We start from the raw sequence: 15,825 nt of genomic DNA, 5'->3' as shown, positions 1-15,825 counted from the left end.
TCGTGACTGCCCACACTCCCCTTGCCGGACTTCGGATCGTCGAGGTCTCCAGCTTCATCGCGTCCCCCCTGTGCGGGCTGACGCTGTCTCAGCTGGGGGCCGAGGTGATCCGGGTCGACCCCGTCGGCGGCTCCGCCTGCTACAAGCGCTGGCCGGTCACGAGTGACGGCGAGAGCATCTACTGGACCGGTCTCAACCGCGGTAAGCGGTCCGTGGCCGTCGACATGCGCAGCCCCGAGGGGCAGGAACTGGTGCAGCAACTGGTCACGGCCCCCGGTGCGGGTGGCGGAATCCTCGTCACCAACGCCGGTGGCCGTGACTGGCTCGCCCACGACGCGCTCAGCGCCCTGCGCTCCGACGTCATTACCCTCGAAGTTCTCGGTGGCACCGACGGTTCCCCCGCCGTCGACTACACCGTCAATGCGGGACTCGGTTTCCCGTCCATCACCGGTCCCACCGATCATGCCGGTGTCGTCAACCACGTCCTGCCCGCGTGGGACGTGGTGTGTGGGCTGTACGCCGCGCTGGCCGTTGCCGCCGCCGTCCGGCACCGCGACGCCACCGGTGAGGGCACCCACATCCGCCTGCCGCTCGAGGACGTCGCCCTCGCCACCGCAGGCACGCTCGGCTATCTCACCGAGGTCCAGATCAACGGCACCGGCAGGCCGGCGACCGGAAACTCCGTCTACGGCACCTACGGAACGGATTTCACCACCAGCGACGGCGAACGGTTCATGATCGTCGCCCTCACCCCACGTCACTTCCGTGACCTTGTCGCCGTCACCGGAACCACGGCCGCGGTGGAGGCACTCGCCACCGCACTCGACGTGGACTTCGCACGCGAAACCGATCGCTTCACCCACCGCGACGTCCTCACAGCCCTGTTCGCCCGCTGGTTCCGCGAACACACCGCAACCGAAGTGGCCGAGGCACTCTCGAAGACGTCCGTGCTCGCCGAGCGCTACCGTACCTTCGAGGAAGTGGTGAAGTCCGGGGAACTCGAGAAGAACCCGATGTTCACTCCCCTCGATCAGCCGCGCATCGGCACCTACCTCGCATCCGGGCATCCCGCGTCGTTCGACGGCCACCACGCCACCGTCGCACCGGCATCCGCGGTGGGAGAAGACACCGCACAGGTCCTGAGGGACTGGCTCGGCACGCCGGAATCCGACATCGCCGCGCTGCACGAACGCGGCGTCGTCGCCGGCTGAGCGGAAGAACTACTGCGCCTCCACCAACTCCCAGCCGGTGCTGAGATCACGCACAAGGTCGGGGATACGCCGGGCGACGCGTTGGGTGTCGACGAAGTCCCGGAACGGCATCGCGAGAATCGCGTGCATCTCTCCGGGACGTGTCTCCACCAGCCGCTGGTAGGACGGAGCGATGTCGCTGACGATGTACTCCCAGCGTGGTTTTCGGTCGGCCCAGTTGAAGCCGGGCAGGGGTGCCCGCAGTCGCAGTTGCCGTCCGTCGATGTACCCGGTCACCGACAGCGGTGCCGCCTTTCCCGGCGACCTCGAACCGGGGACCGACGGTTGGGCGGCCACCGTGGTGGCGTAGGTCAGCGCCCTTCCCACTCCGTCGCGGGCCGCGGAGGTGATGTCCCACTGGTCGGCGATGATCTGGTTCTGCTCGCGCGACGCCATCCGGAACAAGGCATCGGCGTATCCGGAGTTCGTGCCCGAGAAGACACCTTCCCACGCGATCCTGGCGTTGTCGTCGAGCAAGCGTGCCGCCGCGAACTCCTCGACTGCTGCACGTCCACCGTTCAGATACGCCTCGTGCATCGGCACCATGTCGAAGTAGATGTGCTTCTGCATCATCAGCAGTCGCTTCTGATACCAGTCGACGTCCTCGGCGGTGATCGACGGCCCGACGGTTGCCAACGTCCTCACATCGGACGGTAGCAACGACAGCGCCTCGGCGGGCAAACCGCGGATCGACGATGCGACTGCGTTGCCGAGGGCGTGGATGGCGTCGACGTCGAGCACGGTCCTGCCCATGTCGAGGTCCCAGAAACCGGCGGCGAAAGAACCGCCGGCCATGCCCGCCATGCCCGACCAGTAGAGTTCGCCGCGCTCGCGTTGATAGCGGCCGTAGTTCTCGTAGACGCGATCGACGACGGCCGCATTGGCGATCAGTCCGGCATTCGGATCCCACGTCGCCAGATCGATGCCGGACGCTTCCGCTCCTCGGGCCAGCCAGTACTGGTGCAGCAGTGCCGAATACCGCACCGGGTCAATACCGTCGGCCCTGGCCGAGGACAGTGCGGTGCCGAGGACGGCCGGGTCGGTGGGCAGCCGTGGGTCGAGACCGCCGATCGCCTCGGCGTCGGCGTTGGACGGCGCGAGATCGATCAGACCGTCGTATCCAGCGGCGTGCGCGACGCCCTGGCCCGGGACCGCCAGGGCTGCCACCCCGAGAAGTGCAGTGAGCAAGGCGCGAATCGCTGGTCTCCGACGCGAGGGCCGGTGGTCGGGCAGGCGCATAGAGATATCGAACAACATATATGTGATGCGGCGCGGTCGAATGGCGGAACTGTCCCGCTTCGATCAGTCGGTCAGGCGGCCCAGGACGGATGAGAGGATCGTGTGCGCGTCCGCGATGACCGCCTCGATGGGCTGAGGTTTCTCCGACAACACCCACTGCTGCGCGATCATCAGGACGGCACCGACCAGCCCGGTGGCGAGGGTGTGCAGATGCGGATCCGGCGCCCGATCGATCACCGGATTGATGACGAAGAGAACGGCGTCGACGAACTCGAGGGTGACCCGGCGATAGGCGCGGTCCACTTCCGGCCCGACACCCAGCACCTCCTGGAACGCGATCCGCGAAATTCGGGGATCCTCGGCGACGGACTCGAAGAATGCGGTGAGGGCGCCTCGCACTCGGGTGTCGAGGTCGGCGGGGTCACGGCCGGCTCCGGCGAGCACATCCTCCCGCAACCGATCGGTCACCGTGCCATACGCCGCGAGCAACAGCGCCTCGCTGTCGGTGAAGGATTCGTAGAAGTAGCGCTTGGTGAGCCCGGCGACCGCGCAGATCTTCCCGACCGTCGCCGAGCGGTATCCGGTAGTGCCGAACACCTCGACCGCAGCGTCGATCAAGCGCAGTCGGCGCTCTTCCTGACGTTGCTGGGGTCCCGCACCGCGGTAGGTGCGACCGGGTTCCTCGAGCCTGGGCGAACTCACGACCCAATATTGACACCGACCGGTTCCAGATACAAACTGACACCAAGCGGTGCCAGATTACTACGCCAGGAGATCACCATGCCCACGCTCAGGAACAAGGTCGCGCTCATCACGGGCGCCGCACGGGGCATCGGGGCAGACACCGCCCGCGCGCTCGCCGCGAAGGGCGCCAAGCTCGTCTTGATCGACCTGGATGCTGCGCCCCTGCAGGCTCTGGTCACCGAACTCGGTGACGACGTTGCCCTCGCCGCCGTCGCCGACGTGTGTGATCTGCCCGCGATGCAGAGAGCCGTCGACGCCGGGGTCGCGAAGTTCGGTGGCATCGACCTGGTGCTCGCGAACGCCGGAATCGCCAGCTACGGCTCGGTGTCGCAGGTAGACCCGGCCACCTTCAAGCGCGTTCTCGACATCAACATTCTCGGCGCCTTCCACACGGTCCGGGCCGCGCTCCCGTCCGTCATCGAACGCAAGGGCTACATACTCGTCGTCTCCTCGCTCGCCGCATTCACCGCCGCACCCGGCCTCGCCGCGTACTGCGCTAGCAAGGCTGGGGTCGAGCATTTCGCCAGCGCCCTCCACCTCGAGCTCGCTCACCTCGGTGTCGCGGTCGGATCGGCGCACATGTCGTGGATCGACACACCACTCGTGCAGGACGCGAAGGCGGATCTGTCGGCGTTCAATCAGCTCCTCGCCGTTCTGCCCGGCCCCCTCGGGAAGACGACGTCGGTGCAGGCGTGCGTCGACGCCTTCGTTCATGCCCTGTCTCGCCGCAAGCGCCGCGTGTACGTACCCCGCTGGGTCGGGCCGGTGGGCTGGTTCAAAGCGGTGGTCACCTCCAGGATCGGCGATCGCGCGGTCCTGCCCCACATCCCGCGGATTCTTCCGTTGATGGACGAAGAGGTGGCCGCACTCGGCCGGTCCACCTCCGCGCGCAACGTTGCGCTCGACGACGTGGCGGTCGACCCGTCATGACATCCACCGACACCGCCGCCGGCCTATCCGAGACTGAGCCCGCAGTCGAGCATCTCGATGTGATCGTGATCGGCGCCGGCCTCTCCGGGATCGGTGCCGCGTACCACCTGCAGGACAAGTTCCCTCGCCGCACGTACGCGATCCTCGAGGGCCGCGACGCGATCGGTGGCACCTGGGACCTGTTCCGGTACCCCGGAATCCGTTCCGACTCCGACATGTACACCCTCGGCTACCGGTTCCGGCCCTGGGAGAACGACAAGTCCATCGCCGACGGCTCCTCCATCCTCGAGTACGTGCGCACAACGGCCGCCGAGGCCGGCATCGATCGTCACATCCGGTTCGGACATCGGGTTGTCCGGGCCGAATGGTCGAGCGCATCTTCGATGTGGACGGTCGAGGCCGAACGCACCGACTCCGGCGAGAAGATGACGCTGACAGCGGATTTCCTCTTCTCCTGCAGCGGCTACTACCGGTACGACGAGGGCTACACCCCGGATTTCCCGGGGCTGGAACGATTCGACGGCCAGGTAGTGCATCCCCAGCAGTGGCCCGACGATCTCGACTACGCCGGCAAGCGTGTCGTCGTCATCGGTAGCGGCGCGACCGCGGTGACTCTCGCGCCGTCGATGGCGGCCGAGGCCGAGCACGTCACCATGCTGCAGCGCTCGCCCACGTACATCCTCTCCATGCCGGCCGAGGATGCGCTGGCCAACCGCTTCCGCAAGCACCTTCCCGCGCGCGTCGCCTACGCCCTGACGCGGCTGAAGAACGCGTCGGTCGCGGTCGCGATCTACCAACTGTGCCAGCGTTATCCGGAGTTCATGAAGGGCCGCATCCGGCAACTGCAGACGAAGTGGCTTCCTCACGGTTACGACATCGACACCCACTTCACGCCGCGATACAACCCATGGGATCAACGTTTATGCCTCGTACCCAACGGAGACCTGTTCCGCGCCATCCGTCACGGTCAGGTGTCGATCGTCACCGATCACATCGACAGCTTCACGACGAACGGCATCGCCCTGCAGTCGGGCGAGGAACTGAAGGCCGACATCGTGGTGACCGCCACCGGGCTGAATCTGCTTGCCTTCGGCGGAATGACACTCGCCGTCGACGGCCGCGACGTCGATCTCGCGGACACGATGGCCTACAAGGGCATGATGCTCAGCGGCGTACCCAACTTCGCGTTCGTCATCGGGTACACCAACGCATCGTGGACCCTGAAGGCCGACCTCGTGTGCGAGTACGTGTGCCGTCTCCTCGAGCACATGGACGAGAAGGGGTACACGAACTGCGTGCCCGAACGTGACGCATCGGTCGACGAAGAACCATTCCTCGACTTCGCCGCGGGGTACGTACTCCGCTCGGTGGAGTCGTTCCCGAAGCAGGGCTCGAAAGCCCCGTGGCGGCTGCGCATGAACTACTTCCGCGACCTCGTCACCTTTCGCCACGGCAAGATCGTCGACGACGCGATGACCTTCCGGGGATCACGACCGCCCCGTTCGCTCACGACAGGACACTGACGCAGGAGCAGTTAGGGGGCGGGAAGGATGTCGGCCGGTAGCGTCCATTCGGGTGGGATGGCCGTGGCCAGCTGACTGACGACGGGATTGTCGGTGGTGTCGAGACGCTCGATCAGCTCGCGCACCGACACCTGGTCCGGCGCAGGCGTCAGCTCCGGACCGAACGCGCCCTGGACGTCCGATGTGTGCTGCTCCTTGCTCCCATAGGTGTTGGCGGCCACCGAGAAGTCGGGACCGAACGAGGCCGATGCGACGATGTCCGGTCCGTAGTCGGACCAGCCCCATTTGGTGCCGACGACGGAGGGAAGCGTGCTCGTTCCCCAGTCCTGGGTCGTTCCGTCCGCCGCGACGGGGGCGGCGGTGGCCATCCAGCCGAGAATGGGACTCGACGGGTCGGTGGCCTTCTTCGCCTCCAGGAAGGTGACGGTGTCGGCCGTGCTGGTGCTCGAGTTGCCCCAGAAGGCGGCGCCTCGCGTTGCAGTGAGACCGTACTCGCTGGCAACGGCGTCGATGGAGTGCGGATACTTGGCGTACGCCTGGGAGGCGGCGCCGTCGTCGCTGTCCCGAATCATGCGCTGACCGAGCTCACGGTCCTCGGCAGAACCGTCTCCGTGCCGGAGCATGTAGTCGGCCACATACAGTTTGACGGTCGACAGGCCGGGTCGGGCCTCCGCGGAGTTGGCGGTACCCACCCGCGTTCCGCTGGGTGAGTGCGCGAAGGACAACGAGGTACGGTCGGGGACGGTGTCGAACCCATCCGGTGAGGGAGCGGCGTTCACCGAACCGGCTTGGGCGGCCACTCCACCGCCGAGGAGGAATGCCACGGCTGCACAACGCGCGCAGAGCTTCTTCGCGCCTGCGGGGGTGAAATGGGGAAGATTCATAGTTGCGGGTACCCGCAGTGGGGACGGTGACACATCCCGACCAGCGCGAGCAGTGCCCGCCGCGAACAACTTGACGCGCTTCTGAGTGTGATAGCTACCGTGGACTGAACGTGTCAGGTCACCGGCCGGATCCTGGTTTGGCGAGTAGACGATGCGCTGCCGCCTTGACCGCGTCCGGGGTCACCGTGTTCACCGCCGCCATCGCCTTGGACATGATCGACCCGGCCACTACTTTTCGCTCACCCTTCATCATGGCCTCGTAGCCCTGCTTGGCAACGTCGGCGGGATCATCCTTGGGACCTTGACCGAGCTTGGTGTCGTCGAGCTCGGCGCGGCTGAAGAAGTGGGTGTCCGTGGGCCCGGGCATCAGCGACGTGACGGTGACCGGGCTGTCTTTCAGTTCCCCTTGAAGCCCTTCCGCGAACGACTGCACAAACGACTTGGAAGCGTTGTAGACGGCTTGATACGGCCCGGGCATGGTGGAGGCCACGGACGAGGTGATCAATATCCGCCCCGCCCCACGGGAGACCATGTCGTCGAGCACGAGTTTGGTCAGGTGCACGGTCGACCTCACATTGAGGTCGATGATGGCGAACGTGTCGGCGAGGTCGGTGTCGACGAACGCACCGCCATGTCCCACACCGGCATTGAGTGCAGCGGCAGCGAGCGGACGGCCGTCTGTGGTGATCGCCTCCCACACCGACGCCACACCCTGTTCGGTGCGCAGATCGGTGCGCACGGGAATCACGCCGGCACCCGTCGACCTCAGTTCGGCGACGGCGGAGTCCAGGGCATCGGAGTCCGCCACGACGACGAGATCGTAACCGTCCTTGACGAACAATCTGGTCAGTTCGAGCCCGATCCCCCGCGACGCTCCGGTGACGAGAGCCAGTGGGCGTGCCATGGTCATAGTTCTCACCCCTCACTGGGAGAAACAGTCGGCGATCACGGTGCCGATTACCCGGGTGCCGGCATCTCACACCGCATCCTCACACCGGCAGATCAGGGTGCAGTCGGAGTTGTGCGGGGAACACGGGTCACCGACGATGGAACAAGACTCATCTGACGCAGGTTTCCGCACACCTCACCGAGGAGAAGGCACCATGGTCGATTCCGGACGAGCACTCGACACCGTACGCAGCGCATTCGTGGGCCCGTTCCGCATTGCCGCGTCCGTCCGCCATGCACGGGTGTTCCACCCCAAGGGGCTGGTTATCGGCGGCTCAGTCGAGTTCAACTCGTCGTGGTGGCCGGGGCGTACGCGAATCTCATTGCCGGTGACCGCGCGGATGTCCGGTGGAATCGGTACTCCGTCCATGATCCCCGACGTGCTGGGTCTGGCGCTGCGGATCGATCTGGACGAGGGCCCCACGCCGTGGGATCTACTGTTGGCGAGCTCGGGCACCTCGTCGCTGACCCGCATGCTGCCGCTTCCTGCCACGGGATGGAACACCGCCCGGTACAGCAGTCTCATGCCGCTCTCCTCGACGGGCGGACCGCCCACCTGGGTGGTGGCCGAACCGGTCGGTGAGCACCCACCGACGACGTCTATCAACGCACTCGCCGATGCTCTCGCGATCGCGCCGCTCGTGTTCTCCTTACAGCTGGCTTCTTTCACCAATTCACCGACGCCGTCAGGACGTGTCGTACTGAGCGACGTGCGTGACCTCGCGGATGACGAACAGCCGTCTTTCGATCCGGTAGTGAACTGCCCACCCTCGATCGCGCTGCGGCCCGAGTGGCTTGCCGCAGCGCGGATCGGGGCATATCGGGGCAGTCGCCGAGGTCGGGGCGCTACCGACGAATAGCGGTCACGGTTTGTCCGGGTCGAGCGCTTCCTTGACCTTGCCGACGAGACCCTTTTCCGTGCCCAGTGCGCTCGAGGCCGGTTCACCCAGGCTCCCGTCGTATGTCGCATAGAGCTTCGGATCCGGAGCGGGTGCTCCGCCCTTGCCGCCCAGCGGCTGCGGGTCCGCGATGAACCGATTCTCGTGAACTCCGTCGGGTGCCGGACCCGACGCCCATCGCCCCTGATCGGACATCGTGCCATCGGACAAGTGCCACAACGTTTCTGCGTGCTCGGTGTATTCTTCGTCGAACAACGCGTTCGGTGCGATACTGCCCTCGAGTCCGTCCGCCTTCAACTCCTCGATGGCCGACAACCACATGTTCTGATGGTAGGTATCCCGGGCAAGGTTGAACTTCAACATATTCTTCACGCCCGGATCGTCGGTCATGTTGTACAACCGGGCCGTCTGCAGGCGTCCTTGCGCCTCTGCGGTGACGTTGGCGTAGAAGTCCGCGAGCAGGTTGCCGCTCGCGACGATATACCGGCCGTTCCACGGCACCCCGTTGCTGTCGGCCAGAACCGCGCCGCCCCCGGAGATGATCGCCTGCTGGGGGTCCATACCGCCGAGGATCGCCGCCACGACGGGATCCGCTCCCGCCGCCTTGGACGATTCGGTGGCCGGTGCGCCCTCGAGAAGTCTCGCGACCATCGTGGCGATCATTTCGACGTGACCGATCTCCTCGGTCGCGATATCCATGATCAGATCCTTGTACTTGCCGGGCATTCGACAGTTCCAGCCCTGCATCAAATACTGCATGGTGACGGTCATTTCACCGTAGGCACCACCGAGAAGCTCTTGTAGTTTACGGGCGTACACCGGGTCCGGCTTCTCCGGAGCGACGTCGAACTGCAGATAGTCGGTATGACGAAACATATGGCAACTCCCGATCGTCGATGTGTTTGCCTTCGCCGCTTACCTCGGTTCACCATTTCCAAACCGGGCGGACTGATAAATTGCAGAACTTTCGGAGCGCTCTTCGCCCACGGTCATGGACGTGGATTCGTTCGGGTCCAACGCTGTCTTTCGTTCCGTGTTGCCGCGGTACACCGTCTGCACGCGGCGACGCCGTGCTCACCGGTTTCTGCCAGCCACAGCGCTTCACTCCATGGCACATGCGGGAAACGGGCGAGACGGGCGCGCGACAGTTGCACACCGCACAGGGTCTGGTTGGTGCCGGGCGTCCACGCATGTGTGTCGCCACTCGGGTAGCGGATGCCGTCGTCGTCGGTCCATCGACTCGACGCGGCCACCGCAGGTTCCGTACGTCTGGCCATTTCTCTCGCGTTCCCCGACGTCTGCGGACGAAAAACAGGAGGAGCAAGCGGGAGCAGTTTTGTGTTCCCGGCGTGGGGGTAGGCGTTCGGCACACTGCCGAACACTCGAAAAGGAGAACAACGATGCCGCGGTCACTTGCCGACCAGAGTGAAGCCCAACTCGGTGGTCCCCACAGCGTCCTGACCCTCCAACGACGAGACCATCAGGAACTCGATGTGCTGCTCCAGCGCATCGACAAGTGCGGTGGCAGCCGTCGTCAAGACGAGCTGACGTCTTTGTGCCGTCTCGTCTTTCCGCACGCGTTCGCGGAGGAAGCCGTGTTGTGGCCGCTGGTGCGCCGCACAATTCCGGACGGGGAGGAGCTGACCCTGCAGATCGAGCAGGAGCATCAGGAGATCAACGAGTTGTTCACCAAGCTCGAGACCTTGGACCCGGACACTCCGGAACATCAGCAACTGTTCACCGAAATCACCGCACTCCTTCATCAGGACGTGCGGGATGAGGAGGACGTACTCCTGCCGAAGCTCCAGGAGGCACTCGACCCTAGGTCGCTGCGCCGGGCCGGATGGATGTGGCAGGTGATTCGCTACACCGCTCCCACGCGGCCGCACCCGACGGTCGCCCGACGCTTGCCCGGAAATGCTCTCGCCGCTCTGCCTCTCACCGGGCTCGATCGTTCACGGGATCGTCTGGATCACGTGTCCCGCCGGGCACCGTCCCCGCTGGCAGCGGGGTGTCGTCGAACGAGCCATGCGCTCGCGACGGTCGCCGGTGCCATCGAGCACCTGCCGCCGTTGCGTAGCGGCGAAGATCCCTCCACCCGCACCTGACCCTGTTTGCCACCGGTCACCCTGTTTGCAACCGATTACACTGGGTAGGCATTCGACATGAGTACAAGCGACGATGCACTTCCGCTGCCCGACTACGACCAACTCACGCTGGGGTCGATAGAACACCGGATTCGTTCCCTCGACCTCGACCAGGTGAAACAGATTCTCGAGCACGAACGGTCCACCGCCCACCGACCGCGAGCCGTCGAAATTCTGACCGCTCGCATCAGTCAGTTGGAATCGGGGGCCGAGCCCTCCGGCGGTGACCCGACCAACGCGCCGCCGGTTGCCGGGGCGGCAGGCGGTTCTCCCGTGGATCCGTCCCACTCACCGTCCGACAACACTCCGCTGCGCCACGGTGTCGCGGAACAGACCCCCGCGCGCGGAAAGCCCTGAAGCGCACCATATCCTGACACCGCCGCCGCCCCGGGTGCGCACAACACCCGGGGCGACGGTCCATTGTGGCATCCCGTCAATCTCGCGGTGGCGGCGTCACTTCCACTCCGCCGGAGTCGTGTTCGGGCCCGGCGGCAGGGTTGTCGGCGGGTACGCGGCTACGGAACGCCGCCGCCTCGCTTCGTTTGCCGGCGTCGGTGCCCTTCTCCCCGCGGTACGGTCCTGGCTTCGGACGCGGCTTCCCGCCCGGGAATGCCAACCGCAGGATCGTCCGGTGCACCATTCCCCACTGCTGCATCAACGGTCCCGAGTTGTACGGCAATTGGTACCGTTCGCAGATGTCCTTCACCTTCGGTGCCACCTCGGAATAGCGGGTGCTCGGCATATCCGGGTAGAGGTGGTGTTCGACCTGATACCCGAGGTTGCCGCTGATGATGTGGAACAGCGGGCTGCCGTCGATGTTGGCGGCGCCCACCAGTTGACGCACATACCAGCCGCCCCGGCTTTCGTCCTCCACATCCTTCTCACTGAAGGTGTACGTCTGATCCGGGAAATGACCGCAGAAAATGATTCCGTGCGCCCACACGTTACGGATGATGTTGGCGGTGAAGTCGGCCAGCGCGGTGGCGAGAAACGTCCGCTCCATCCCGGGCAACATGCGGTCGAATACGTCCGCGACCGACGACCACCGGCCGCGAGCCCGCTTGCCGCGCAGCAGTCGGCCCGCTTTCGACGATGCCGGCTGACCGAGTCGCCCGCGGGCGGCGAGTTGTGCGAGCCCGAAGGCGCCTGCGCTGATCAAGGGCCAGCCGACATAGTCCTTCACGACCTGGGCGCGAGCCTTTCCGCCGATCCCTTTGAGGCCCTGCCACACGTCCTTCAACGGCTTCTCACCGGAGCGGACCGCCTCGAGGTCCATGTCGTGGAGCGCGACACCCCACTCGAAGAACGCCATCAGCACGACGTTGTAAAAGGGCTGGGCGAGATAGACGGGGTGCCACCGCTGGTTCGGGTCGATCCGCATGATCTCGTATCCGAGGTCTTTGTCCTTCCCCCGGATATTGGTGTACGTGTGGTGAATGTAGTTGTGCGAATGCTTCCACGCCTTCGCGGTCGACGCCGTGTCCCAGTCCCACGTGGACGAATGGATATAGGGGTCGTTCATCCAGTCCCACTGGCCGTGCATCACGTTGTGGCCGATTTCCATGTTCTCGAGAATCTTCGCCATTCCCAGGCACGCGGTTCCGGCTAGCCAGGCAGGTTTGCTGACCGAACCGAGCAACAGAACGCGGCCGGCGACCGCCAGTTGACGTTGCGCGGCGATGACGGACTTGATGTATCTGCGGTCGCGTTCACCGAGATCGGCGTAGATCTCGTCGTGGATGGCGTCGAACTCGCGTCCGAGCGCCTCGATGGTGTCGTCACTCAGATGTGCGAGCGGGCTCTCGATGTCGATACTCACCAGCAGGTCCTTCCCCTATTTCACAGCTCGATTTCGATGTCACCTTCTGCGGTGTGAACGCAGGTGCGGACCGCCTGTCCGACGGCGTCGTCGACGACGTCCCCGGTTCGCAGGTCACGGAGCCTGCCCGATTTCAGTGTCCCGACGCACGTGTGACAGATCCCGATGCGGCATCCGAACGGGAGCGTCAAGCCGGCGTTCTCCCCGGCAACGAGGATCGGTGTACCCCCGTCGACCTCGGTTTTCACGTCGCTGTCCGAGAAGTGGACTTCGCCTCCCTCACCGCCGGCGTCATCGCCACCGATCACGGGCTGAAAGCGTTCCATGTGCAGGCGCTGCGGATCGCCGTGGTCGTTCCAATACTCCACCAGCTGATCGAGCATCTCGCCCGGACCGGACGCGAACACCTCGCGTTCACGCCAGTCGGGACAGAGTTCGGCGAGCGCGTCCGGTGTCAGCCGGCCGTCCTTGCCGGTGAGGCGGAGCACCAGCCGGAACCCGTCGTGGCGGCGGTCGAGATCGCGGAGCGTCGAATCGAACATGACCTGCTCCTCGCTGCGGGCCGAGTGCGCGACGACCACGTCGTCGACCGCATTCTTGTGGTCGAGGCTGCGGAGCATGCTGATGATCGGTGTAATACCGCTGCCGGCGCTGATGAACAGCAACTTGTCGGGCAAGGGGTCCGGAAGGGTAAAAGTGCCTTCCACCTCACCGAGACGCACGATGTCTCCGGGGCGGATGTCGCGGACGAGATACGGCGACACCGTGCCGCTTTCCACCAGCTTCGGCGTGACGCTGATCAGCCCGTCATCCGGGTCGGGGTCCGAGGTCAGCGAGTAGGCGCGCCAGTAGTAGACCCCATCGAGGACGACGCCGAGGCGCACATACTGGCCGGCCTCGTGCCCGAACCACTCGTATTGGGGACGGATCACGACGGTGGCGGAGTCGGCGCTGGCAGGCTCGACCCGCTCCACCCGCCCCCGCAATTCACGGGTGGTCCACAGCGGATTGATGAGCTCCAGATAGTCGTCCGGGCGGAGAGGGCTGAACAGGTGCCGCACCGCGCGCAGCATGAATCTGCGCACTACGGGAACTTTGGGACGAGCACCGCGTTCCGCCATGACGACCACCGTAACTATTCGGCACTGCTCGGGTCAGCGTTCCGGGCGCGATCGGGTGAGAAAATCCGTCGGCGCGAATACTCCTGATGTGATTAACGCTGTTGTTCTTCGGGTACCGCGTCGGGTTCAGCAGTGTTCCCGTCGCTCTCGCGAAGTGCTCGTCCCTGCTCGATGTACTTCTGGTACTTCTCCGCATTCTTGTCGGACACGCGGGTGTCGCGCGGCGGAAGCTGCAGTTCGTCTTCCGCCGGCAGTCCGGCTTGCAGTTCCCGGCCTCGCTCGAGTTCGGAATCGAGCTCGGCTCCGAACAGCAACGCCAAGTTGGTGATCCACAACCACAGCAGAAACACGATGACCCCGGCGAGAGAACCGTACGTTTTGTTGTAACTGCCGAAATTGGAGACGTAGAGACCGAAGAGAACCGACGCCACGATCCACGTCACGATCGCAAGAAATGCGCCCGCACTGATCCAGCGGAATTTCGGCTGCTTCACATTGGGTGTCACGTAGTACAGGATCGCGACCGCGACGACGACCACTCCCAGCACGAACGGCCACCGGGCAATGTTCCACACGGTCAGGGCAGTGTCGCCGAATCCGATGGCGTCACCGACCGAACGGGCAACCGGCCCACTCAGCGCCAGCATGACGGCCGCCACCGCCACGAGCAGGAGTCCGATCAGAGTGACCAACAGCATCAACGGTCGCAACTTCCACACCGGACGCCCTTCGTCGACCTCGTACATGCGGTTCATGGCGCGGCCGAACGCGCCGATGTAACCCGACGCCGACCATACGGCGCCGAGGAGACCGAAGATCAATGCCACACCGGCAGTGGGTGTTTGGACGAGCTGGGCGATCGGGTCCCGCAGGGTGTCCACGGCGGAGGAGGGTCCGAGGTCGTCGACGATCTGCAACACCGAATCTGTGGTGCGCTGTCCCTGTCCGAAAACGCCGAGAAGCGATACCAGCGCGAGCAGGGCAGGGAACAGCGACAGGACGGCGTAGTACGTCAACGCGGCCGCAAGATCGGTGCATTGATCGCGGCCGAACTCGTGCGCTGTCTTCCGCAGAACGTACCCCCACGACGGTTTCGTCAGATCCGCGGGCGAGTCCGGTTTGCGGGGGTCGTCGGGATCCGGTTCGGCTTGCTTTTCATCGACCATCGTCTTCTCCTACCCGGGAATCCCCTCCCGGAAACGGCGGCGGAACTGGGTTTCGCGGCTACGGCCGCGCCTCGTGCCTGGGTTGCCCATGCGTTCGACGGGACTCCTTCATTTCGGACTCGAACACGTGCCGACGGCCGCCGCACAGCTGGCCGCGCACGGTGGCCTCACAGTCCCGGAAGGTGGACCAGTAATGGTCGTCGAAGTCTTCGACGATCTGGAACGTCCATCGCCCGTGCAGGACGTTGCGGCCCACCAGCTCCTTTTCCACCTGCTCGGCGATGTCGTCACGACCTGCCTCACGCAGCTTCTGGACCGCCTCGTCCAGCATCAGGTCGGCGTGACCGATCAGCTGATGGAAGTCGTACAAACGTCCGCGGGCACGTTCCACCGTCTCGAGGGCCTCGGACAATTTGCCGGCCGCGGCGACCTCTTCGTCCGTCGCCTGCTTCGGCCTCGCATGGTCGGGGGGATTCGGGGTCTGCTGGTCTGTCATGGACTGCGTGTACCCGATCCGCCAGGCTCGTACCACCGACAGGGCGTGAATCGGCCCTTTCCGGCTGTTTCCGCCCGCAGGAACCGGGTAACGCGGAACAGACGAAGGGAGGATCCGTGCACTACATCGACAAAGCGAGAGAGCAGCTGGTCGACCTGGTCGGCAAGGTGGTCGACTCCACCGCCGGCAGCGGGAACAGTCAGACGTTGACGATCAGCAGGTCCCGCTCGGAAGTCGAACAGTTCTGGCGTGACCCCGGGAGATTGTCCGATGTGCTCGGCGATGTGGCCGAGGTTCGGTCGACCGAACCCAATAACTACGAGTGGACGCTGAATCCCGGCGCCGACGAGCCCACGAAGTGGAATACCACGCTGGTGGAAGACGACGGCAGGCTGCGGTTCGTCGGCGAGACGGGTGAGGACTCCACTGCCCAGGACTCCACCGACGATCCACCAGAGGTCGAGCTCACGTTTCGCGACGCACCGCACGATCTCGGTACAGAGGTGACGATCCGGGCGAAGACGCCGGTGCCCGACATTCTCACCGGCGCAGCGACATTCAAGGTTCTTTACCGAGCCCGCGCGCTCTTGCAGACCGGCGAACTGCCCACTCTCATGCATAACCCGAGCGCGCGTCAGGCCGCTCGTTGAACGAGGAGA

Annotated in this window: 16 protein-coding genes; 7 read left to right on the top strand and 9 right to left on the bottom strand. The window is 65.0% G+C overall.

From position 1 onward, the window contains the following. Nucleotides 1-2 precede the first annotated feature (2 nt). On the top strand, nucleotides 3-1,211 hold the full coding sequence (locus GFS60_RS17750) for a CoA transferase (RefSeq protein ID WP_109334248.1): 1,209 nt from the start codon (nucleotides 3-5) through the stop codon (nucleotides 1,209-1,211). Between the two features lie 9 nt (nucleotides 1,212-1,220). Here GFS60_RS17750 and GFS60_RS17745 read toward each other — a convergent pair whose 3' ends face one another. Continuing rightward, nucleotides 1,221-2,438: a hypothetical protein gene (locus tag GFS60_RS17745; RefSeq protein ID WP_159923177.1), complete on the bottom strand. Its 1,218-nt coding sequence runs from the start codon at nucleotides 2,436-2,438 to the stop codon at nucleotides 1,221-1,223. A gap of 114 nt (nucleotides 2,439-2,552) precedes the next feature. Then, complete coding sequence (locus GFS60_RS17740) at nucleotides 2,553-3,191, bottom strand: TetR/AcrR family transcriptional regulator (RefSeq protein ID WP_159923175.1); 639 nt, start codon at nucleotides 3,189-3,191, stop codon at nucleotides 2,553-2,555. Nucleotides 3,192-3,269: 78 nt separating this feature from the next. Between GFS60_RS17740 and GFS60_RS17735 the strand changes: the two genes are divergently transcribed. After that, on the top strand, nucleotides 3,270-4,163 hold the full coding sequence (locus GFS60_RS17735) for an SDR family oxidoreductase (protein WP_159923173.1): 894 nt from the start codon (nucleotides 3,270-3,272) through the stop codon (nucleotides 4,161-4,163). Beyond that, a complete protein-coding gene (locus tag GFS60_RS17730; protein ID WP_159923171.1) occupies nucleotides 4,160-5,686 on the top strand; it encodes a flavin-containing monooxygenase in 1,527 nt (508 codons plus the stop codon). Before GFS60_RS17735 ends, GFS60_RS17730 begins: the two co-directional genes overlap by 4 nt. A gap of 11 nt (nucleotides 5,687-5,697) precedes the next feature. Here GFS60_RS17730 and GFS60_RS17725 read toward each other — a convergent pair whose 3' ends face one another. After that, complete coding sequence (locus GFS60_RS17725) at nucleotides 5,698-6,570, bottom strand: hypothetical protein (RefSeq protein WP_159923169.1); 873 nt, start codon at nucleotides 6,568-6,570, stop codon at nucleotides 5,698-5,700. A gap of 118 nt (nucleotides 6,571-6,688) precedes the next feature. Next, nucleotides 6,689-7,480: an SDR family NAD(P)-dependent oxidoreductase gene (locus tag GFS60_RS17720; protein ID WP_159923167.1), complete on the bottom strand. Its 792-nt coding sequence runs from the start codon at nucleotides 7,478-7,480 to the stop codon at nucleotides 6,689-6,691. A gap of 193 nt (nucleotides 7,481-7,673) precedes the next feature. Between GFS60_RS17720 and GFS60_RS17715 the strand changes: the two genes are divergently transcribed. After that, the gene (locus GFS60_RS17715; RefSeq protein WP_159923165.1) at nucleotides 7,674-8,378 is read left to right on the top strand and encodes a hypothetical protein; all 705 of its coding nucleotides are present in this window, start codon (nucleotides 7,674-7,676) and stop codon (nucleotides 8,376-8,378) included. 3 nt (nucleotides 8,379-8,381) lie between these two features. Here the strand turns inward: GFS60_RS17715 and GFS60_RS17710 are convergent, their stop codons facing one another. Further along, nucleotides 8,382-9,293 carry a manganese catalase family protein gene (locus tag GFS60_RS17710; RefSeq protein WP_159923163.1) on the bottom strand — a complete coding sequence of 304 codons (912 nt, stop codon included), beginning with the start codon at nucleotides 9,291-9,293 and terminating at the stop codon, nucleotides 8,382-8,384. Nucleotides 9,294-9,817: 524 nt separating this feature from the next. Here GFS60_RS17710 and GFS60_RS17700 point away from each other — a divergent pair. Further along, nucleotides 9,818-10,525 carry a hemerythrin domain-containing protein gene (locus tag GFS60_RS17700; protein WP_159923159.1) on the top strand — a complete coding sequence of 236 codons (708 nt, stop codon included), beginning with the start codon at nucleotides 9,818-9,820 and terminating at the stop codon, nucleotides 10,523-10,525. A 57-nt stretch (nucleotides 10,526-10,582) separates the two neighbouring features. Next, complete coding sequence (locus GFS60_RS17695; protein WP_159923157.1) at nucleotides 10,583-10,921, top strand: hypothetical protein; 339 nt, start codon at nucleotides 10,583-10,585, stop codon at nucleotides 10,919-10,921. 76 nt (nucleotides 10,922-10,997) lie between these two features. On the opposite strand, the gene GFS60_RS17690 is transcribed toward GFS60_RS17695, so the two are convergent. The 4 genes from GFS60_RS17690 to GFS60_RS17675 all read right to left on the bottom strand — a co-directional run bounded on the left by GFS60_RS17690 (nucleotide 10,998) and on the right by GFS60_RS17675 (nucleotide 15,166). After that, nucleotides 10,998-12,383 (bottom strand): fatty acid desaturase family protein, encoded by a 1,386-nt coding sequence (locus tag GFS60_RS17690; RefSeq protein WP_159923155.1) that lies wholly within the window; start codon nucleotides 12,381-12,383, stop codon nucleotides 10,998-11,000. A gap of 20 nt (nucleotides 12,384-12,403) precedes the next feature. Beyond that, the gene (locus GFS60_RS17685) at nucleotides 12,404-13,504 is read right to left on the bottom strand and encodes a ferredoxin reductase (protein WP_159923153.1); all 1,101 of its coding nucleotides are present in this window, start codon (nucleotides 13,502-13,504) and stop codon (nucleotides 12,404-12,406) included. A gap of 92 nt (nucleotides 13,505-13,596) precedes the next feature. Further along, the gene (locus GFS60_RS17680) at nucleotides 13,597-14,670 is read right to left on the bottom strand and encodes a YihY/virulence factor BrkB family protein (RefSeq protein WP_159923151.1); all 1,074 of its coding nucleotides are present in this window, start codon (nucleotides 14,668-14,670) and stop codon (nucleotides 13,597-13,599) included. A gap of 58 nt (nucleotides 14,671-14,728) precedes the next feature. Further along, a complete protein-coding gene (locus GFS60_RS17675; RefSeq protein WP_159923149.1) occupies nucleotides 14,729-15,166 on the bottom strand; it encodes a hypothetical protein in 438 nt (145 codons plus the stop codon). A gap of 116 nt (nucleotides 15,167-15,282) precedes the next feature. Between GFS60_RS17675 and GFS60_RS17670 the strand changes: the two genes are divergently transcribed. Continuing rightward, on the top strand, nucleotides 15,283-15,816 hold the full coding sequence (locus GFS60_RS17670; RefSeq protein WP_159923147.1) for a hypothetical protein: 534 nt from the start codon (nucleotides 15,283-15,285) through the stop codon (nucleotides 15,814-15,816). The last annotated feature ends 9 nt before the right edge of the window (nucleotides 15,817-15,825 follow it).

The organism is Rhodococcus sp. WAY2 (assembly GCF_009859915.1).
GTDB lineage: Bacteria > Actinomycetota > Actinomycetes > Mycobacteriales > Mycobacteriaceae > Rhodococcus_F > Rhodococcus_F oxybenzonivorans.
The sequence above is the reverse complement of the archived record's forward strand: the minus strand, read 5'-3'. Positions and strand labels throughout refer to the sequence as shown.

Excerpts from the sequence above, each read along its gene's own strand:
- GFS60_RS17720 (WP_159923167.1), bottom strand. The coding sequence starts at position 7,480 with ATGACCATGGCACGCCCACTGGCTCTCGTCACCGGAGCGTCGCGGGGG.
- GFS60_RS17685 (WP_159923153.1), bottom strand. The coding sequence starts at position 13,504 with ATGGCGGAACGCGGTGCTCGTCCCAAAGTTCCCGTAGTGCGCAGATTC.
- GFS60_RS17715 (WP_159923165.1), top strand. The coding sequence starts at position 7,674 with ATGGTCGATTCCGGACGAGCACTCGACACCGTACGCAGCGCATTCGTG.
- GFS60_RS17695 (WP_159923157.1), top strand. The coding sequence starts at position 10,583 with ATGAGTACAAGCGACGATGCACTTCCGCTGCCCGACTACGACCAACTC.
- GFS60_RS17730 (WP_159923171.1), top strand. The coding sequence starts at position 4,160 with ATGACATCCACCGACACCGCCGCCGGCCTATCCGAGACTGAGCCCGCA.
- GFS60_RS17680 (WP_159923151.1), bottom strand. The coding sequence starts at position 14,670 with ATGGTCGATGAAAAGCAAGCCGAACCGGATCCCGACGACCCCCGCAAA.
- GFS60_RS17725 (WP_159923169.1), bottom strand. The coding sequence starts at position 6,570 with ATGAATCTTCCCCATTTCACCCCCGCAGGCGCGAAGAAGCTCTGCGCG.
- GFS60_RS17700 (WP_159923159.1), top strand. The coding sequence starts at position 9,818 with ATGCCGCGGTCACTTGCCGACCAGAGTGAAGCCCAACTCGGTGGTCCC.
- GFS60_RS17675 (WP_159923149.1), bottom strand. The coding sequence starts at position 15,166 with ATGACAGACCAGCAGACCCCGAATCCCCCCGACCATGCGAGGCCGAAG.
- GFS60_RS17710 (WP_159923163.1), bottom strand. The coding sequence starts at position 9,293 with ATGTTTCGTCATACCGACTATCTGCAGTTCGACGTCGCTCCGGAGAAG.
- GFS60_RS17735 (WP_159923173.1), top strand. The coding sequence starts at position 3,270 with ATGCCCACGCTCAGGAACAAGGTCGCGCTCATCACGGGCGCCGCACGG.